At 61.8% G+C, this 19,126-nt stretch carries 15 protein-coding genes; 5 read left to right on the top strand and 10 right to left on the bottom strand.

What is annotated here, in order from left to right:
* Positions 1 to 3: 3 nt before the first annotated feature.
* The 6 genes from ACZ5M5_RS12960 to ACZ5M5_RS12935 all read right to left on the bottom strand — a co-directional run bounded on the left by ACZ5M5_RS12960 (position 4) and on the right by ACZ5M5_RS12935 (position 6,531).
* Positions 4 to 1,344, bottom strand: a complete 1,341-nt coding sequence (locus ACZ5M5_RS12960; RefSeq protein ID WP_060742779.1) for an ABC transporter substrate-binding protein — start codon at positions 1,342 to 1,344, stop codon at positions 4 to 6.
* Between the two features lie 78 nt (positions 1,345 to 1,422).
* On the bottom strand, positions 1,423 to 2,487 hold the full coding sequence (locus ACZ5M5_RS12955; protein ID WP_103308156.1) for a branched-chain amino acid ABC transporter permease: 1,065 nt from the start codon (positions 2,485 to 2,487) through the stop codon (positions 1,423 to 1,425).
* 4 nt (positions 2,488 to 2,491) lie between these two features.
* On the bottom strand, positions 2,492 to 3,373 hold the full coding sequence (locus ACZ5M5_RS12950; protein WP_060742781.1) for a branched-chain amino acid ABC transporter permease: 882 nt from the start codon (positions 3,371 to 3,373) through the stop codon (positions 2,492 to 2,494).
* Complete coding sequence (locus tag ACZ5M5_RS12945; protein WP_060742782.1) at positions 3,370 to 4,140, bottom strand: ABC transporter ATP-binding protein; 771 nt, start codon at positions 4,138 to 4,140, stop codon at positions 3,370 to 3,372. The genes ACZ5M5_RS12950 and ACZ5M5_RS12945 overlap by 4 nt, the downstream gene beginning before the upstream one ends.
* Positions 4,137 to 5,108 (bottom strand): AMP-binding protein, encoded by a 972-nt coding sequence (locus ACZ5M5_RS12940; protein ID WP_060742783.1) that lies wholly within the window; start codon positions 5,106 to 5,108, stop codon positions 4,137 to 4,139. The genes ACZ5M5_RS12945 and ACZ5M5_RS12940 overlap by 4 nt, the downstream gene beginning before the upstream one ends.
* Positions 5,109 to 5,112: 4 nt before the next feature.
* Positions 5,113 to 6,531: an LLM class flavin-dependent oxidoreductase gene (locus ACZ5M5_RS12935; RefSeq protein WP_060742784.1), complete on the bottom strand. Its 1,419-nt coding sequence runs from the start codon at positions 6,529 to 6,531 to the stop codon at positions 5,113 to 5,115.
* Between the two features lie 133 nt (positions 6,532 to 6,664).
* On the opposite strand from ACZ5M5_RS12935, the gene ACZ5M5_RS12930 reads away from it, so the two are divergent.
* Positions 6,665 to 6,808: a hypothetical protein gene (locus tag ACZ5M5_RS12930; protein ID WP_464739157.1), complete on the top strand. Its 144-nt coding sequence runs from the start codon at positions 6,665 to 6,667 to the stop codon at positions 6,806 to 6,808.
* Positions 6,809 to 6,868: 60 nt separating this feature from the next.
* Positions 6,869 to 8,089 (top strand): multidrug effflux MFS transporter, encoded by a 1,221-nt coding sequence (locus ACZ5M5_RS12925; RefSeq protein WP_464739156.1) that lies wholly within the window; start codon positions 6,869 to 6,871, stop codon positions 8,087 to 8,089.
* 54 nt (positions 8,090 to 8,143) lie between these two features.
* Here ACZ5M5_RS12925 and ACZ5M5_RS12920 read toward each other — a convergent pair whose 3' ends face one another.
* Positions 8,144 to 9,349 (bottom strand): DSD1 family PLP-dependent enzyme, encoded by a 1,206-nt coding sequence (locus tag ACZ5M5_RS12920; protein ID WP_464739361.1) that lies wholly within the window; start codon positions 9,347 to 9,349, stop codon positions 8,144 to 8,146.
* A 411-nt stretch (positions 9,350 to 9,760) separates the two neighbouring features.
* Here ACZ5M5_RS12920 and ACZ5M5_RS12915 point away from each other — a divergent pair, with 411 nt between their 5' ends.
* Complete coding sequence (locus ACZ5M5_RS12915) at positions 9,761 to 10,249, top strand: hypothetical protein (RefSeq protein WP_060742787.1); 489 nt, start codon at positions 9,761 to 9,763, stop codon at positions 10,247 to 10,249.
* A 578-nt stretch (positions 10,250 to 10,827) separates the two neighbouring features.
* Here ACZ5M5_RS12915 and ydiJ read toward each other — a convergent pair.
* The gene (ydiJ, locus tag ACZ5M5_RS12910; RefSeq protein ID WP_464739155.1) at positions 10,828 to 13,875 is read right to left on the bottom strand and encodes a D-2-hydroxyglutarate dehydrogenase YdiJ; all 3,048 of its coding nucleotides are present in this window, start codon (positions 13,873 to 13,875) and stop codon (positions 10,828 to 10,830) included.
* Positions 13,876 to 14,031: 156 nt separating this feature from the next.
* Here ydiJ and ACZ5M5_RS12905 point away from each other — a divergent pair, with 156 nt between their 5' ends.
* On the top strand, positions 14,032 to 14,934 hold the full coding sequence (locus tag ACZ5M5_RS12905; protein ID WP_464739154.1) for a LysR substrate-binding domain-containing protein: 903 nt from the start codon (positions 14,032 to 14,034) through the stop codon (positions 14,932 to 14,934).
* Between the two features lie 291 nt (positions 14,935 to 15,225).
* Positions 15,226 to 15,921, top strand: a complete 696-nt coding sequence (locus tag ACZ5M5_RS12900) for an EthD domain-containing protein (RefSeq protein WP_464739153.1) — start codon at positions 15,226 to 15,228, stop codon at positions 15,919 to 15,921.
* A gap of 104 nt (positions 15,922 to 16,025) precedes the next feature.
* Here ACZ5M5_RS12900 and ACZ5M5_RS12895 read toward each other — a convergent pair whose 3' ends face one another.
* Positions 16,026 to 17,159 carry an FAD-dependent oxidoreductase gene (locus tag ACZ5M5_RS12895; RefSeq protein WP_464739152.1) on the bottom strand — a complete coding sequence of 378 codons (1,134 nt, stop codon included), beginning with the start codon at positions 17,157 to 17,159 and terminating at the stop codon, positions 16,026 to 16,028.
* Between the two features lie 482 nt (positions 17,160 to 17,641).
* On the bottom strand, positions 17,642 to 19,111 hold the full coding sequence (locus tag ACZ5M5_RS12890) for an NAD-dependent succinate-semialdehyde dehydrogenase (protein ID WP_464739151.1): 1,470 nt from the start codon (positions 19,109 to 19,111) through the stop codon (positions 17,642 to 17,644).
* Positions 19,112 to 19,126 lie beyond the last annotated feature (15 nt).

Genomic DNA, 19,126 nt, shown 5'->3' with positions numbered 1-19,126 from the left:
GGCTCACTGTTCGCTGGCGCAATCACGCGCGGTAATACCCTTTTCCTTGGCGTAGGCGGCAGACTTGGCTTCGATCAATGGGCGCAGCGTGGCTCGGTCGGCCTGAACCCAGTCGGTCACCAACACCCACTTCTCGCCATCCCACTGCTGCACACGCGCCGCACCGCCGCCCTCATGGTCGGAACAGGACAGTTTCAGCGGCGGCAACAGCCCTTCGAAACCACTGGCCTTGAGTCGTGCGGCATCGATGTCCAGGTGTTCGAAGCCCCAGCGCGCTTCCTCGCCGTTGAGCGGGCGATTGCCGAACTTCGCCTGGGCCGTGCGCAGCGCCTCGACCGCGATGGCCGCATTGATCAGGCCGATGTTGTAGTAGACCTTGCCAAAATAGCTGCGGTCCTTGAGGTCGCTCTTGCCGGTGTCGAGGATGGACTGGCGCAAGCGCTTGTGGATCTCGAAACCATCGCCACCCGGGAACGGCGCGAGCGCCTGGTAGCCCTTGGCGGCAGGGCCCGCCGGGATCACGTCGGCCTCGGAACCGGCCCAGACATCACCGATGATGCGATCGACCGGGATGCCGAACCGCGCCGCCGTCTTGATCCCCACCGGCGTGGACACGCCCCAGGTCCGCAGGAACACCCAATCCGGCTTGATCTGCCGCACCTGGCGCCATTGCGCGGACTGTTCGTTGCCTGGATCGGCCACCGGAATCTGGATGTTCTCGAAACCGTACTTCTGCGCCAGCAACGTCATCGGCGCCTGGGTTTCGCGGCCATAGGCGGAGTCGTGGTAGACGGTGACGATCTTCTTGCCCTTGAGCTTGTCGAAACCGCCCTCGCGCTCGGCGATGTAGTTGATGCCCACCGAGGCCTGGCCGTAGTAATTGAGCAGCAACGGGAAGGCGTAGGGAAACACGCTGCCGTCGGTGGATTCGGTACGCCCGCCGGCACCGTCGATCAGCGGGATCCGGTCGGCCGCGCCCTTCTCCATCAGCGCGTAGGAACCCGGCGTGCTGTGGGTGAAGAAGAACGCTGTCGGCGCGCCGTCGAGCCCTCCCTTGTAGCGTTCATAGCACTCGACGATACGGTCGACGTTCCACTCCGTCTCGCACTCCTGCCAGACCAGCTTGACGCCATTGATGCCACCTTCGACCTCGTTGATGTAACGGAAATAGTCGATTTCCCCCGCCCACCAGGGGATGCCGCTGGAGGCGTAGGCGCCGACCCGGTAAGTGGCCATGGGGATGAATTGCTGGTTGCTGGCGGCCTGGGTAATGGTCGGCAGCAGGGCCTGGACGCCAGCCACGAAGAGACTGGCGAACAGGAGGCGAGGCAAGGTTCTACGCATGGTCTGTACTTCTTGTGCAGTGTTGGAAACCTCCTTTCCCTGGGTCGGGTCAAGGTCTGTTGGGTCGTGGGTCGGCGCTCAGAACCGCAGCGGCCAGACCCTGATGCGTTCGCGCAAGTCGCCAAGCAGGCGGGCCAGCCCTTCCGGTTCCTTGATCAGGAACCAGATGATCAGACCGCCGAAGAGCACCTTCTGCAGGTTCTGCAATTGCCCGGCGTCGACGTTGCCGTTGAACAGCCATAGCCCGGCATGGCTGAGCAGGATTGGCACAAGGCTGATGAAGGCCGCGCCGATGAAGCTGCCGGCGATGCTGCCCATGCCGCCGATAATGATGATGAACAGAATCTGGAACGAGCGGTTGATGTCGAAGCTGCCGGCACTGGCCGTGCCCAGGTAGGCGAACGCCCAGAGCGCCCCGGCGATGCCCAGGTAGAACGAACTGACCGCGAAGGCCAGGCGCTTGTAGCGTTCCACTGGAATGCCAATCACGGCGGCAGCGGTGTCCATGTCACGGATCGCCATCCAGTTACGGCCGACCTGGCTGCGCACCAGGTTGGCCGCTATCCAGGTCAGCAGCACCACGCAACTGAGGGTCAACAGGTAGCGACCGACGGGGGTGGTCAGGTTATGGCCCAACAGCTCCAGGCGTGGCGCGCTGATGGTGCCGGACGAGGCGTAGTTGTAGAACCAGGGGAACTTGGCGAACACCCACTCCAGGAAGAACTGCGCGGCCAGCGTCGTGACCATCAGGTAGAAGCCCTTGATCCGCGAGCTGGGGATGCCGAACAGCAACCCCACCAGCCCGGCGATCAAACCACCGCCGATCAGCGCCAGTGGCAACGGCAATCCGGGTACGCGCAGCAGCAGGCCGTAGGCGGCGAACGCGCCCACCGCCATGAAGCCGGCGGCACCGACCGACGTCTGGCCGGTGTAGCCGGTCAGCAGGTTCAACCCCAGGCCGGCCAGCGACAGCACCAGGAACGGAATCAGGATCGCGTTGAGCCAATAGTCGTTGCCCAGCCACGGCAGGCCGACAAAGGCCACCAGCAGCAACAGCAGCAGGCCCGGCCGCCAACGCCGGCGCACCAGGGTCAGCGGCGCCTCGTCGAAGCTGGCAGTCAGGCGCGGAACAGTAGCGGTCATGGCGTCATACCCGTTCAATGATCCGGTCGCCGAACAGGCCGGCCGGTCGGATGTAGAGGAAGATCAAGGCGAGGAAATAGGCGAACCAGGGCGTGATGCCGCCGCCGATCAGCGGGCCGATATAGGCCTCGGCGAGGTTCTCGGCGGCACCGACGATCAGCCCGCCGACGATGGCCCCGCCAATCGAGGTGAAGCCCCCGATGATCAGTACCGGCAGCGCCTTGAGCACCACCAGCGAAAGCGAGAACTGCACGCCCTGGCGCGCGCCCCAGAGCAGCCCGGCGACCAGCCCGACCACCCCGGCCACGGCCCAGACGATCTGCCAGATGCGGTTGAGGTTGATGCCCAACGACAGCGCTGCACGGGTGTCGTCGGCCACGGCGCGCAGGGCAACACCGATGCGAGTCTTGTTGAACAGCAGGGCCAGCACCGCCACCGTCAGCGCGGACACCCCGGCGGCGATCAGGTCGAACTGGCTGATCATGATCTCGCCGACGAACAGCGGGACGTCCTCGATGCCCAGGTCCAGTGCGCGCACCTGGGCGCCCATCAAGCCTTGGGCCAGGCCTTCGATGATGAACGACAGGCCGAGGGTGGCCATGAACAGGGTAATCTGCGAACGGTTGACCAACGGCCGCAATACCAGGCGCTCGATCAACAGCGCGCCGACGACCATCACCAACACCGTCAGGAGCAACGCCAGGGCAAAGGACAGGCCCTGTTCGCGCAAACTGACGAAGGTCAGCGCGGCGAACAACAGCATGGCGCCCTGGGCGAAATTGAACACGCCGCTGGCCTTGTAGATCAGCACGAAACCGATGGCTACCAGCGAATACAAGGTGCCGGCCAGCAGCCCGCCGATCAGGGTTTCCAGAAAGAAGTTCATGAGCGAGGCGTCCCCAGGTAGGCAGCGATCACATCGGGATTGGCCTGGACTTCGGCCGGCGTGCCGTCGCCGACCTTGCGTCCGTAGTCCAGCACCACCACGTGGCTGGACAAGCCCATGACCACCTGGATGTCGTGCTCGATGAGAATCACCGTGGTGCCAAGATCACGATTGATATCGGCGATGAAGCGGCTCATGTCCTGTTTCTCCTCGGCGTTCATGCCGGCCATCGGCTCGTCGAGCAACAGCAGCGTCGGCTGCGCGATCAATGCCCGGCCCAGCTCCACGCGTTTCTGCAGGCCGTAGGCCAGGCTGCCCACGGCGACGTCGCGCCAAGCCTGCAACTCGAGAAATTCCAGCACCCGCTCGGCACGCTCGGCGAAGGCCCGCGCCTCGCGCCGGGCACGCGGCAAACCCAAGGCCTGCTCGAGAAAAAACGTCCGCTGGAAGCGCGACAGGCCGGTGAGCAGGTTGTCCACCACGCTCATTTTCTTGAACAGCGCATTGTTCTGGAACGTCCGACCGATACCGAGTCGCGCCGCCTTCAGCGGATGCGGGCGGCGCAACGGTTCGGCGGCGAAGAACAACTGGCCGGCGTCGGCCCGGTAGACGCCGTTGAGGATGTTCAGCAGCGAACTCTTGCCCGCGCCGTTCGGCCCGATCAGCGCGCAGATCTCGCCAAGCTTGACGCTGAACGAAAGGTCGGAAATCGCTTTCACGCCCTGGAACGACAGCGACACGTTGCGCACCTCCAGCAGTGCACTCATGCCGCTCGCTCCAGGTACTCCTGCAACCACGATTGGCGTGCTGGGCCTTGCAGCACCGCGTCTGCGGGCGCGCTCGGCACTTCGATCCGGCGCAGCCGCTGGAAGCCGAGCAGGTGCCGCACCCGCGCCTTGAGCCAGCGTCGCAGGCCACGCCGCGGATCGTCCAGGGTCCATTCGCACAGGCGTCGGCGCCAACTGCCTGGAAGTGGCAGGCGAGCTTCGATTTCCGCCGCCAGGGATTCGACTCGCACGGCGGACAGCAGCAAGGCTGTGGGGGCGATCTCGCGACGATCGCGACTGGCTGACTCGCGCGTTTCCGGAAACGCCAAGCCTTCACCGCCCTCCAGCCAGCGACTGAACAAATGGGCCAGGCCATCGCGCCACTCGGTGCCTTCATCGACCCACACCACCGCGTCCTCGGCGACCTGGGCCCAGCCCTGGCGTTGCGCGGTCGGCGCCTCGGTGACGAACAGCACCGACAGCGACTGCACCTGCCACAGACCACGATTCGCTACGTTGACCTGGGCCGAATACAGCCGCAGCGGCCACTCCTCATCCAGGCCGCACTGCAGCCAGTGCGACACGCTTTCGCGGCGCTGGACAAAGGCGAACGCCGGACGGGTCAGGCGTAACTGACGTTGTAGATCCTCACCCCGGCTGTCGCGGTCGATCACCACGCTGTGCCCACCCAGTTGGCGTGCGGCCAGTGCCAGGATCAGCAGGCTCGGCTCGAAGGCACCACTGAGTGCCAGCCGCGCGCCGGGGGCAAAGCCCTGCTGGCGCAAGCCATCGCACACACGCTCGACCTCGCGCTGCACATCGATCCAACGCCAGGCCTTCCAGAGACCGAGGCGCCGATGGCGCAGGGCGATCTGCGTCGGTCGTTCCCTGGCCCAGCGTTGCAAGGCCGCCAGGGCGTTGTCCGTGACTCGGTCGGGCAGTGGCGAATTGAGTTCGTAGACACTCATGCGCTTACTCCTCAGCGGCCAAGGCCGGTTCAGCGAGGTGGCTGCGCGGGGCGAGGCGCTTCAAGTCCCGATAGCCGGCGCCAGGATGGTTAGCGGGCAGTCGCGGACCGTCGCCGAACAGCTTGTCGCGCAAGGTGCCGGGGCGGTATTCGGTCTTGTACGCACCGCGCTGTTGCAACTCGGGCACCAGCAGCTCGACCACATCGCGGAAGGTTTCATGGGCCAAGGCGTAGGCCAGGTTGAAACCGTCTACATCGGTGTCCTCGACCCAGGCCTGCAGCTCGTCGGCCACGGTTTGCGCACTGCCGACAATCAACGGGCCGAAGCCGCCGATACCGACCCAGTCGGCCAGCTCCTGGACGGTCCACTGCTTGTCCGGGTCAGCGGTAGAGAAGGTTTCCACGGCCGACTGGATGGCGTTGGTATGGATGTGCTTGAGCACCTGGTCGGGCCGGTACTGACCGAAATCGATACCGGTCCAACCGGAGATCAGCGCCAGCGCGCCCTCGTAGCTGCTGTAGGATTTCAGTTCCCGCCACTTGGCCTGGGCCTTGGCGTCGGTCTCGTCGACGATCACCGTCTGCAAGTTGAAGATCAGCACCTTGCGCGGATCGCGCCCGGCTTCGGCAGCACGCCGGCGTATATCGGCCACGGTCTTCTTCAGGATCACCTTGGACGGCGCTGCAACGAACACACATTCCGCGTGCCCGGCGGCGAAGTCCTTGCCACGACTCGACGCTCCCGCTTGATAGAGCACCGGCGTGCGCTGTGGCGACGGCTCGCAGAGGTGGATGCCCGGCACCTGGAAGTGCTTGCCCTGGTGGCGGATCTCGTGGACCTTGCTCGGGTCGCTGAAGATGCCGCGCTCACGGTCGCGCACCACCGCGCCCTCCTCCCAACTGCCTTCGAACAACTTGTAGAGCACCTCCAGGTATTCGTCGGCGTAGTCGTAGCGCGCATCGTGATCGCTCAGGGCCTTCTGCCCGAGGTTGCGCGCCCCGCTGTCGAGGTAAGAGGTGACGATGTTCCAACCGATGCGCCCCTTGGTCAGGTGGTCCAGCGTGGACAGGCGACGGGCGAAGGGATAAGGGTGCTCGAAGGTCAACGAGGCGGTGAGGCCAAAGCCCAGGTGTTCGGTCACCAGCGCCATCGGCGTGATCAACGCCAAGGGATCGTTGACCGGCACCTGCGTCGCCTGGCGGATGGCCGCATCGCCATTGCCACCGAGCACATCGTAGATACCAATCACATCGGCGATGAAGATGCCGTCGAACTTGCCGCGCTCCAACAGCTTGGCCAGGTCGGTCCAGTAATCCAGGTCCTTGTACTGCCAGGCGCGATCCTTGGGATGCCTCCAGAGACCGGGCGACTGGTGACCGACACAGTTCATCTCAAAGGCATTCAATCGAATTTCACGTGGCATGGGAACTCCTGCTCGATAGATTCAGCACCCCTTCCGAGTGCTTCTCACTGCTCTATCAACACAATTCGTGCCAAGTAATAATTCTTTTACTTACAACAAGTTAGATGTGCATTCGATCAACAGGAATGCCTGCATGGTGACAACCGTGTTGATCAACTGTCCGGTGGCAGACAGTGCGCAGGTGATTCCTGTGACGAAACTCGAACCGCCAATATTTATCTTGACGCCTGAGATGATGATCATCATATTTAGCCAGAATATTATGACCATCATGTGAACCACCACGGGCCGCAGACTCAGGTTGAGGCACGCCCTCCACCCGCGCAGGAGATGACGTATGGAAGCCAGAACTTCATTGGCGATTACCGCTAGCCAACCGCACGCCTCCACACAACCATTGACCGGCAAAGTCGTGGCGCTGCTTGCAGGCCTGGCGGCGATCAGCATGCTCTCTACCAACATCATCCTCCCGGCGTTTGCGGCGATCGGTGAAGACTTGGGCGTAACCGCTCGCGAACTCGGCCTGACGCTGTCCAGTTTCTTCATCACCTTCGCCTTGGGCCAACTGGTGGTCGGGCCACTGGCCGACCGCTACGGGCGCCAGAAACTGGTGCTGGGCGGCTTGTCGGTGTTCGTGGTCGGCACCGTCATCGCTGGCCTTGCCAGCACCCTCGATGTGCTGATCGCCGGGCGCATCGTGCAGGCGCTGGGCGTGTGCGCGGCCTCGGTGCTGTCCCGCGCCATCGCGCGGGATCTGTTCGAAGGCGAGACGCTCGCCCGCGCCCTGTCGCTGACGATGATCGCCACCGCCGCGGCACCGGGATTTTCGCCGTTGGCCGGCAGCGTACTGGCCGTCACGCTCGGCTGGCGTGCCATCTTCATCCTGGTGGGACTGGCCGCCGTGGTACTGGCGTTTTTCTACGTGCGCGACCTCGGAGAAACCCATCCCGCCGATCGCCGGGCGCCCCACTCGGCCAAGAGCGTGGTGCTCGCCTATCGCCGATTGGTACTGGATAAGCGCTTCATCCTTCCAGCCCTCTCAATGAGCCTGCTGATGAGCGGCCTGTTCGCCTCGTTCGCGGCGGCGCCCGCCATCCTGATGCAAGGTATCGGCCTGACGTCGGTGCAGACCGGCCTGTATTTCGCCTCTACGGTATTCGTCGTGTTCGCAGCCGGCATGGCGGCCCCGCGCCTGGCCCATCGTCATGGCACTCGAGTCATCACGCTCCTGGGCATCGCCTGCGCCATGATCGGCGGAGGCCTGCTTCTGGTAGGTCCGGCCGTGCCTGGGCTGTGGTGGTATGCCCTTTCGATGGTCACCTTCCTTTGGGGCATGGGTTTGGCCAACCCACTGGGCACGGCAATCACCATGGGCCCTTTCGGCAAAGAAGCCGGGATGGCCTCCGCACTGCTGGGTTTTCTCTCCATGGGCACGGCTGCGCTGACCACCTGGCTGGCCTCGGTCTTGAGCTTCGCACCGGTCACGACGCTGGGTGGGATTCAGGCGACGGCCTGCCTGCTCGCGCTGGTGCTGTTTCTGTTGCGGGGCAAGCTTTGAGCAAACCGCTTTGCCGGCCAAGCATGATGGAGGGTTGCGCCGGTGAAGCGCCAGTCAATACACCGGCCAGGTTTCGACAATCTTTCCCCCGCGCACGGCCAGCAAGTCGCCAAACTGCAGCAGCACGGACTCAGTCTGAGTCGGCCGTAAAAACACCTGGTCCTCCACGTTCAGCCCCACGGCCGGTGAGCCGTTGACCATTTCCTGGTTGGAACTGCGGCCATAGAGTTCGTTACTTTGCAGCCCCGAAGGGGACTCGAACTCGGCCATCCAGTTGCCGCCATAGATGAAGAAGGTTCCGCGCTGATTCGGGTTCCACCAGGAGAACAATCGGGACTTGTCATCCAAAGCGGGAAAATTGACGGCCCCGGTGCTCTTCAACACCGGCGTTGCGATAAAGGCCGCCGGCACATGCTCGGCCAGCGACGGCAAGTCGTAATGGGTCGGCTTGAGAAACGCCGTCCCCACCGAGACCTCGCTGCTCAAGCGCTCCTGTTCATGTATGCGGTAGCTGGGGCTGCCGGCGGTATTGAGCGTGAGCCCGTCGTGCCAAAGCGCCGGAAAATGCTCACGTACGTAGTTCACATGGCCGTTGTAAATGACCATCACCTGGTCGAACAACGCCTGGGACGAACCGAGGAGCCGGGGCACGCCCATGCCGACAAACGGGTCATAACCCATGAAGCCTGAGAATTCGAGATGCTGAGGATGGGCACTGATCAGCCTCAGCATCTCGCCGAGCACCGCATGGTCAGCGACTCCGCCGCGATGCAGGCCGACATCCAGCTCGATATTGACCCGCATCCGGATGCCCAGCCCCTGCGCCAACACCAGGTAATCCATCAGCCGCTGCGGGGTGTCGAGCAGCCATTGCAATTGCCTGGAAGGGTCAAAGGTGCCCTTGTGGGCTTGGTAGAACAGCTCGGCCGAGCGTACCGGCAAAGGCTTGCCGAGCAAGAGGTCGGCCTCGGGAAAGGTCACTGCATCTTGATTGAGGAACGGCTGGTGAAACGACATCAGCCGCTGGCTATCAGTTCGTTTGGCGATATACGCCAACAACCCCGGTGACGGCAGGGACTTCTCCACCAGGCGCAAGTGCTTGCCGGTACGTTTGACCGATTGCATGACCACATCGATGTTGTGATCGAGCCCATCGAGGTCGATCAGCATCACCGGCCGCATCGGCCCATGGAGCTTCAGTTCCTGATTCAGCGCGTGGAAGTACTCGGTGTAGGGACTGCCCCGGTCGCTCGGACGCAACAGCGCCCCCGCCCCGACCATCAATGCACCCACTCCTGCGGTGCCGAGCATAAAGGTTCTACGGTTCATCAGGACGCTCCTTCGCGCGCAGTCAGGTGCACGTTACGGCAGCGCTACTCCAGCGTTGAGGTTATGGGAGGCCAGAAAGGGGGCTTTGGCGGCCATGCTTTGCCGATGTCCAGAAGACCTGCCCTCCAGGGTGAGTGGCTGCAACTGGCTCGATCCGTCCATGGCCTGCTCTTAGCGCCAGTTTTTCCAAAATATCCTGATGACATATTCACGTCCGCGATGGCAAGCTTGCGACCGCAGCCCAGCCCCGTATGCAGCCGGGCAAGTCGTCCCTATCCGATGCCCGTTGCCATTCACCTCGGGCACTCATCACCTGTTATCCAACTGAACAAGGATGTCCTCATGAAAATCTCTCTTGGTGTCGTCGCCCTGGCTGGCTGCCTGGCCAGCGTCCCTGTCTTGGCTGCCGGCCCGAGCCACAGCGATCTGTTCAAGGCCCTGGCGCAGTGCCAGGCCAGTGCGCAACAGGTGAGCGAGTTCAACGGCCTGGTTGACGCGGAGCAAGTGTCGCTAGCCAAGGATGAAGCGCACACCCCGTGGGGCGGTGGCGCCTGGCAAGCTTCCCCGGCGCTGACGGTGCACGGCGTGTCATCGACCACCCTGGTGATGACCGACCGCTTCAGCTTCTTTCTCCAGGCCAAAAGCGGCAACCCGAAGGCCGACGCAGAGAAGCTCGCCAGCGCCCTGAAACTGGAAAAGACGCTGGATACCGACGGCTACGTGGATTACCAGCGCAACCTCGACAACGGCGCGACCCTGCGCGTGGTCTCCACCGAAAACAAGGACAGCGATCTCTACGTGGGTTGCACCTATCAGCAGGACGCGTCCTGAGACCAGGCGACCTCGACAACGCCTTCACCCAGTCGCAAGGCCGGGCCGTGCCCAACCCCATGTGGGAGCGAGCTTGCTCGCGATGAGGCCCGCCCTGCCGACACTTCATTGCCTGATCAACCGCCTTCGCGAGCAAGCTCGCTCCCACAGGAAGATCTGTGCCTGTCGAAAGGCTCGGGCCTTACCCAGCCCCATGTGGGAGCGAGCCTGCTCGCGATGAGGCCCGCCCTGCCGACATTTCATCGCCTGACCCACCGCCTTCGCGAGCAAGCTCGCTCCCACAGAAAGATCTGTGCCTGTCGAAAGGCTCGGGCCTTACCCAGACCCATGTGGGAGCGAGCTTGCTCGCGATGAGGCCCGCCCTGCCGACACTTCATTGCCTGATCAACCGCCTTCGCGAGCAAGCTCGCTCCCACAGAAAGATCTGTGCCTGTCGAAAGGCTCGGGCCATGCCCAGACCCATGTGGGAGCGAGCCTGCTCGCGATGAGGCCCGCCCTGCCGACATTTCATCGCCTGACCCACCGCCTTCGCGAGCAAGCTCGCTCCCACAGGGGATCTGTGACTATCCGAGCCCGGCCTACACGCCTTTCACCCGCGCCAACAGAACCTGCAGTGGATGAAGCACTGCGACACCCTCTTGTCGCTTCACCTGGCTGCGGCAAGAGTACCCATCGGCGACCACCCTGCCCGACCGATTGAGTTTCTGCAGGAGCGGTTTCCAAGACTGCCCGTAAATCGTGTCGGACGTTCCAGCATTTCGCGTTTCATGCCCGTAGGTGCCCGACATCCCGCAACAGCCGCTGGCCTGCACTTGAAGCGTCAGGCCCATGCGCTGGAAAATCTTCTGCCATTGCCCGATGCTACCCGGCTCATTGGTCTTTTCCGTGCAATGGGGCAGGAAGTGGTAAGGCTCTCGCTCTTCCACTGCTGCATCTTCCGGCAGCGCATCCATCAGCCACTCCTGCGCAAGCATCACCTGGGGAGCGTTGCCGCTATCCAGTGTCTTGGCATACTCCTGTCGATAGACCAGAGTCATCGCCGGATCGAGGCCCACCAATGGCACTCGATGCTGCTGGAGGCTGAGCAAGGCCTGGCCGTTGAAGCTGGCGGCCTTCTCGAACGCTTTCAGGAAACCCTGCACCTGAAGCGGTTTGCCGTTGGGCGCGTACGGGGCCAGGAAGACTCGGTAGCCCAGCCTCGAGATCAGCTCCACCCAATCAACGAGCAATGGCGTTTCAAAAAACCGGGTAAAAGCGTCCTGAACGAGGATGACACTTTTCTCACGCTGCTCAGCACTAAGCGCTTCCAGGCGTTCCGGAGTTGCCACCTCCACGTTCCAGCGCCGGCACACGGCGGCAAAATCCACCAGGCTGAGCAGCGGGCTATCGACCATCCCGGCGACTCGTTCGAGCCCCCAGCGGATCGGCCGGGCACTCATCACGAAGTTGTACAGCCGCGGCATCTTGGCGAGATACGGAACCGTGTATTCCAGTGAGCCAATCAGGTAGTCCTTGAGGGGACGCAGGTAGCGACTGTGGTAAAGCTCAAGGAAACGCGAGCGGAACTCCGGCACATTCACTTTGACAGGGCATTGGCCCGCGCAGGATTTGCAAGCCAGGCAACCACTCATCGCTTCGTAGACCTGATGGGAAAAGTCCGGCTGCCCCATCTTCCGGGCCAGGCTATTCACGGCCCGGCGCGCAACGCCCGGCGCCCCGCCAGCCCCTCGAACCCGCTCGCTGGCCGCTAGTACATCGACACCCTGCTCGCCCTGCAACCTCAGCCATTCCCGGATCAACGAGGCCCGCCCCTTGGGCGAGTGAATGCGATTGCGCGTCGCCTTCCAGGACGGGCACATGGCGTCGTCCGGGTCGAAGTTGTAGCACGCGCCATTGCCATTGCAATGAACCGCCGTGTCATAGCTTTGCCAGACACGTTCATCGATGGTGCGATCCAGGGCACCGCGCATTTGCACTTCATCGACGCGGGTCAATCGAGCGCCCGGCAGCGTGTTCGGGGTGGCGATCTTGCCGGGGTTGAGTTGGTTGAATGGATCGAAAGCCGCCTTGAGCGCTTGCAGCGCGGGGTACAGATCCCCGAAGTAATCGGGCACATATTGCGACCTCAAGCCCTTGCCATGTTCGCCCCACAACAGTCCGCCGTACTGTTGCGTCAAGGCCGCGACCGCATCGGAAATCGGCCGGATCAAGGCGGCCTGGGTCGGGTCCTTCATGTCGAGGATCGGCCGCACATGCAAGACTCCGGCGTCGACGTGACCGAACATGCCGTACTGCAGGTCATGGCGATCGAGCAGCGCACGGAACGCCTGGATGAAGTCCGCCAGGTGTTCGGGTGGAACAGCGGTGTCTTCGACAAACGGCTGGGGCCTGGCCTCGCCCTTGACGTTACCCAACAACCCCACGGCGCGCTTGCGCATCGCATAGACACGCTTGAGCGCATCGGCGCCGATGGCCAGTGTGTGGCCCAAGCGGACCACGGAAGTATCGCGCTGCAGGTGCAGGACGAACTCATGAACCTGCTGCTGAACCGCCGCTTCGTCATCCCCGCTGAACTCAATGAGATTGATCCCGAGGGTCGGCCTATCAGGGTCTTCAGGGAAATACTCGGCGACGCCGTGCCAGACAATGTCCTTCATCGCCAGCATCAGCACTTTCGAGTCCACGGTCTCGATCGACAACGGCTTCATTGCCATCAACGCCTTTGCATCACGCAAGGCATCCATGAACCCGGCGTAACGCACGTTTACCAGGATGGAGTATGTCGGGATAGGCAGGACGTTCAGTTTGGCTTCGACGATGAAGCCCAGGGACCCTTCGGAGCCGCAAAGAACGCTGTTCAGATTGAAGCGCCCATCGGGTTCACGCAAATGGGCCAAGTCATAACCGGTCAGGCAACGGTTGAGTTTCGGGAAGGTGTCCCTGATCAGCTCGGCGTGGGTATCGGCAATGTCCAACGCGCACTGGTAGACCTCCCCCACCCGATCCTGGCGTTCAACCAGCGCCGATAGCAGCGCGGCGTCGACAGCTGAACTGGTGAGACGATCACCGCCCAGCAACACCGTCGAAAGTTCGAGCACGTGATCGCGCGTCTTGCCGTAGGTGCAGCTCCCCTGGCCACTCGCGTCCGTATTGATCATGCCGCCAATAGTCGCGCGGTTAGACGTCGAGAGCTCGGGGGCGAAGAACAAACCGTAGGGCTTGAGCGCTGCGTTCAGTTGATCCTTGACCACACCGCTCTGTACCCTGGCCCAGCGTTCCTCGACGTTGATTTCCAGGATGTTGTTCAGATGGCGGGAAAGGTCGACCACCACACCATCGGTGAGCGATTGCCCGTTGGTGCCGGTGCCGCCACCGCGCGGCGTGAGCACGACCGCACGGTGCGCGGGTTCGGCGGCCAGGCGTGCCAGGATCATCACGTCCTGTTCATCCAGGGGGAATACCGCCGCTTGAGGCAGGCGCTGGTAGATGGAATTGTCAGTGGCCAATACCGTCCGGTCGCCATGGTCGCGGGCAATCTCGCCTTGGAACCCCGCCACTTGGAGCGCATTCAGAAAAGCGTCATAGGTCGCTTTCTGGGGTTCAGGAGGCGATAACCGGGCAATCATGATGTATTCCTACAGGCTGAAAAGCTAATCTATGCATTCACATTACGTATGCTCAGTACAGAACGTATCGAGCAGCTGCATAAGGTTTCATGATTCTTGCCTGCCTATACGGTCGGAGCAAACGTAATTCCTGCTGTTTTTGCATGAGCTTTATGAATGAACCCTAGACGACTGACGCCCTCGATGTCGCTGCTGGTTGCCTTTGAGGCCGCCGCACGCCATTGCAGCTTCACCAAGGCCGCGGAAGAGTTGGCACTGACCCAAAGCGCCGTCAGCCGACAGGTGCAGACCCTGGAGGCGCAACTTGAAATCGAACTCTTCCGCCGCGAAGGGCGAAAGATTGAACTGACCGCCGCCGGCGCGCTGTATCAGCACGAGCTGGCGGCCGCGTTGGGGCGTATTCGAAGCGCAACGTTGCAGGCCATCGCCTACAAGAGCGACAGCGGCCCATTGAACCTGGCCGTGCTGCCAACCCTCGGTTCCAAATGGCTGCTGCCGCGGATGCATGAATTCTATGCCAGGCACCCGGACCTGCTGGTGCACATACATTCGAGGATCATCCGCGAAGACGTTCAATCCTCCACCCACGACATGAATGCAATCATCTGCGCAGGCTCGGGGGAGTGGCCTGGCTACATTGCACATCAGTTGCTCACGGAAAAGCTGGTGGTGATCGCCAGCCCGACCGCACTGCCCGAGTACCGGACAATGTCGCCGGCGAACGTTGCCGAGCATGCCTTGTTGAACGTCGTATCAAGGTCCGGGGCCTGGTCGGACTGGTTCGACAAGCACAACGTCGACCACCGCAACATGCGATCCGGCCCGAGCTTCGAACTCACGGCCCACCTGATCCAAGCCGTGTCGGCGGGGATCGGGATTGGGCTGGTTCCACAAATCCTGGTCCAGGATGAACTGAAGAGCGGCGACCTGGTTGCGCTGTTTGAACCGATGGAAAGTGGACGCAGCTATTACCTTGTCTATGCGAGCCGATACCAACACCTGCCGGCGTTGAAGGCCTTCAGCGCCTGGCTTCTGTCGTTGCCCTTTCCTGACAACTGAGGCCTGGAGGTCCTTCGCCGGACCGAGGGAACGTGAGCTCTGCACTGCGCAGACGATGTGGCTGACCGGAAACAGCCTCGTGGTCTGTGGCCCTCCGTCAAGCATGTTTTTGCGCGATACCTGCCAGCAGAAACACTGATTGGTTTCGAGGGCGGTCTTGGTCTTATCTTTTATTTCTAAAAAATTACGGTGAGTGCAGCCCGCCAAAACCGTATTCGATGTGATCAACCCCGACCAGACGCGAGTGCCCTCATGATTAAAATGCTAGCTGCCGTACGCCGGAAACCCGGCATGACTCATGCCGAGTTCTTGAGCTATATAGAACACCAGCATGGAGAAATCGCCCGGGTCAAACCTCTAGGTGTCAAACGATACGTGCAGAACCATGTCATCGACTCGGCGTTCGGGGTGGACTCCGATAGCGCCTACACACAAACATTTCACCGAGACTCCGTCACGGAATTATTTTTTGACGATATGTCAGGCTTGATCCACACCTTCAGCGATCCCTATACCCAACAAACCGTCGGACCCGATGCAAAAAATTTCGCCGACCTGTCCAAACAGGCCGCTCAGTTGATGGATGAAGTAGAGATCTCCAATACCGGTTCAGCCCCCCACACATGGAAAGCGATCGTCTTCCTGAAAAAAAATCCAACGGTGCAACTGGATACCTTCTTCACCGCTTGGGATTCAGCTCACGACGCTGTTGCCAATCGATACCCGGATTTCCAGAAAGCGCTGCGCAGGCACGTTCGCGCCAGATACCTGCCCGAGGGTGACCGAGTGACGTCTTATTTCGGGCCGGACATAGCGGTATACGAAGGCACTTCCAGCCTGTGGTTTGAACATGAAGCCGATCTTTCTGTTTTTCGTCAGTATCAGCGATCGCTGTTCCAACAGCTTTCAGACGAGGGCGTCGTGCTGTCGTCTGAATCTTTTTTCGTCTATGTCAATGAAGTCGTCATCCTGGATTTGTGCCAGTAGAGATTGATGACCTCCCCCCTCTTCGAACTGGATGCTGAAGCGATTCAAGGTCGCTCTCTACACCTTCTTTTGCAGGGTGCATCCAGCCGAAGAGTCCCGATGACTCAGATAGGCTCGGCCAACGTCGCAGTGGACTCGCGCATGATCTGGGCATGCTCTTCCTTGTCACCCCCACTCTTTTCTATCTCGCACAGACGCGCGGAGTTCTCCACCACCAGTTGGCAGCGCGCCCAACGCCGCGCTTCGAACCGCGTCAGGGCAGCCTGTAGATCGCTATCGGCGAGCAGTTCTTCGGCCAGCACGATGGCGCTCTCGATGCCAATGCCAGCCCCGGACGCCAGATGTGGCGTGGTGGCATGCACCGTGTCTCCAATCAGCACGATGCGACCTTTATGCCATGGCAACGGCACCAGCAAATTGGCCAGCGGACGATAGTCGATATTGGCGCCCGCCTCGTACAGTTGCGGCACCAGCCCTTGCAGGACCGGCGCGGGGAACTCACCCAGCAGACGCGCCATTTCACCTGGCCAACTGGCCGGATCGATCCACTCGGAAAATTCGCGGTTTTCCATGAGGAACATGTACATATGCGTTTCGGAGATGGGATTGACGCCGACCTTGGTGCGGCCCAGCCAATGCGTGGGGCGTACGATTTCCGGCGGACGCTTCAGCACCGCGCGCCAGACACTCTGGTGAATGGGCTTTGGCGAGGGCGCCTCCGGGAAAAACTCCTTGCGCATCCGCGAGTGCACGCCATCGGCAGCGATGACCAGGTCATAGCGCCCAGCGGTGCCGTCGGTGAAAGACACTTCAACGCCATTCTCGTGCTCGATGATGCTGTCGAACGTGATGCCGAGGCGCACATGAGTGCCCACCTCCCGCGTCTTGTCGGCAAAGATCCGAGCCAGCACCGGGCGCAGGATGCCGCCGCCACAGGGTATCGGCTTATCGCTGACCGGAGGTCGAAGCGCCAACTGCACGATCAGGTCGCCTGCCGGTGAAAACACATCGAAATTGGTCGACAGATACCCTTCCCCAGCCACCCGCTCAAGAATCCCGACCGTATCCAGCGCCCGCAACGTGGGCCCACTGAGCGTAATACCCGCCCCCAGGGGACACCACAGAGGGTCTATCTCCACCAGGTCCACTTCGACGCCCTGAGAGGCGAGCTGGATAGCTGCGGTCATACCGGAAAACCCGCCTCCGATCACCAGGACCTTACTGACTGCTGCAATCATCACGCTCTCCTAATTATTCTTATTTCAATCGGGCTGACATTGCATGGCGCACCGACAAGCTCTGCAGCGCTATCGACTCAATGCCGCAAACTCATGAAGTTCCGACTGACAATGCCGGATCGACAACGAGACTATCGAATCGGCTATCAGCGCTGAAATCGCTTTCCACAATCAGAGGTATCGCAGGAGGTGATGGGTGTCGGAGGGAAGGCTTGTTCGATTGCTGAACACCCGCAGTCCGCCTGTGGGAGCGAGCCCGCTCGCGATGGCGGAGAGTCAGTTTGCAGTGATGCTCGATGTGCCGGCGTCATCGCGAGCGAGCTCGCTCCCACAGGGGCAGCGCGTGTTCACGGTATCTGGACACAACACAAAAACCTGTGGGAGCGAGCTTGCTCGCGATGGCGGTGGGCAGTTTGCAGTGAGGTTGACTTGCCTCGCGCATATGAAGCGAACTGCGGTTCATATGAACCGCAGACGTGGGTTCACACGTTTTCCAAGCCATCCCAGCAGAGGTATTTCACCTCAAGGAACTCATCGATCCCAAGGTGAGATCCTTCTCGCCCAAGACCGCTCTGCTTGACCCCACCGAAGGGTGCGACCTCATTTGAAATCAAGCCACAGTTGATGCCCACCATGCCCGATTCGATGCGGGCGGCGTTGCGCCAGATACGGGCCGCGTCGCGGCTGAACAGATATGCCGCCAAGCCGAACTCGCTGTCGTTGGCCATCGCAATGGCTTCGTCGTCCCTGTCGAAACGCACCAGTGGCATGACCGGGCCGAAGATCTCTTCGCGGGCGACCCGCATCCCATGAGTCACATCGGCCAACAAGGTGGGTTGGAAGAAACACCCGCCCAGGGCATGGGGCTTGCCGCCGGACAGCAGTCGAGCGCCTTGCGCCAGCGCATCATCGACAAGCGCCTGGGATTTTCGTACCGCCGCGTCATCGATCAACGGCCCAACCTGTACACCCGGCTCCAGGCCATTGCCCACTTTCAGGCGTGCCATGCGCTCGACGATGCGCTCGGCCAATGCGTCATAGACCCCTGCCTGCACCAGCACCCGATTCGCGCCGATACAGGACTGTCCACCATTGCGAAACTTGGCCAACATCACACCGTCAGCCGCCGCATCAAGATCAGCATCGTCGAAGACAATGAACGGGGCATTGCCGCCCAGTTCCATGGAGCATTTCTTGACCGTCTGTGCCGCTTGCGCCAGCAGCAGCCGGCCCACTTCCGTGGACCCGGTGAAGGTGAGTTTGCGCACCAGCGGGTTGGCCGTGAGTTCACCGGCAATGTCACGGGTGTCATTGCCGGTGATCACACTGAAAACACCGGCCGGCACACCCGCACGCAGGGCGAGTTCAGCCAGCGCCAGGGCGGTCAGGGGTGTCTGGCTGGCCGGTTTCACGACCATCGTGCAACCGGCCGCAAGCGCTGGAGCGGCCTTGCGCGTGATCATGGCAGCGGGGAAATTCCAGGGCGTTATCGCCGCGCAAACCCCGATGGGCTCGCGCAGTACCACAATGCGCTGTGTGTCCTTTACGCCTGGAATCAGATCACCGCGCACCCGTGTGGCTTCCTCGCCAAACCAGCGTACGAAAGACGCCGCGTAATCGACTTCACCCCGCGCCTCCTCCAGTGGCTTGCCCTCCTCCAGGGTAATCAACGTGGCAATGTCCTCACGATGTTCAACCATCAACTCGTACCAACGGCGCAATACCTCGCCACGGCGTTTAGCCGTCAGGCGGCGCCACGGGCCGAAGGCCTCATGCGCCGCGTCGATGGCGTGCCGAACCTCAGCTTCACCGCAGCGTGGCAACTCGGCCAACACCGATTGATCCACCGGATTACGCAGCGTGTACTGGCCGTTCGGCGTCTCGGTCAGCCACTCTCCAGCGATGTAGGCACCGGTACGCCACAGCGTGGGATCCTTAAGTAAATGCTTCACTTTTCAATCCTCTCA

The sequence above is a fragment of the Pseudomonas sp. Van50 genome (assembly GCF_055390755.1).
The sequence above is the reverse complement of the archived record's forward strand: the minus strand, read 5'-3'. Positions and strand labels throughout refer to the sequence as shown.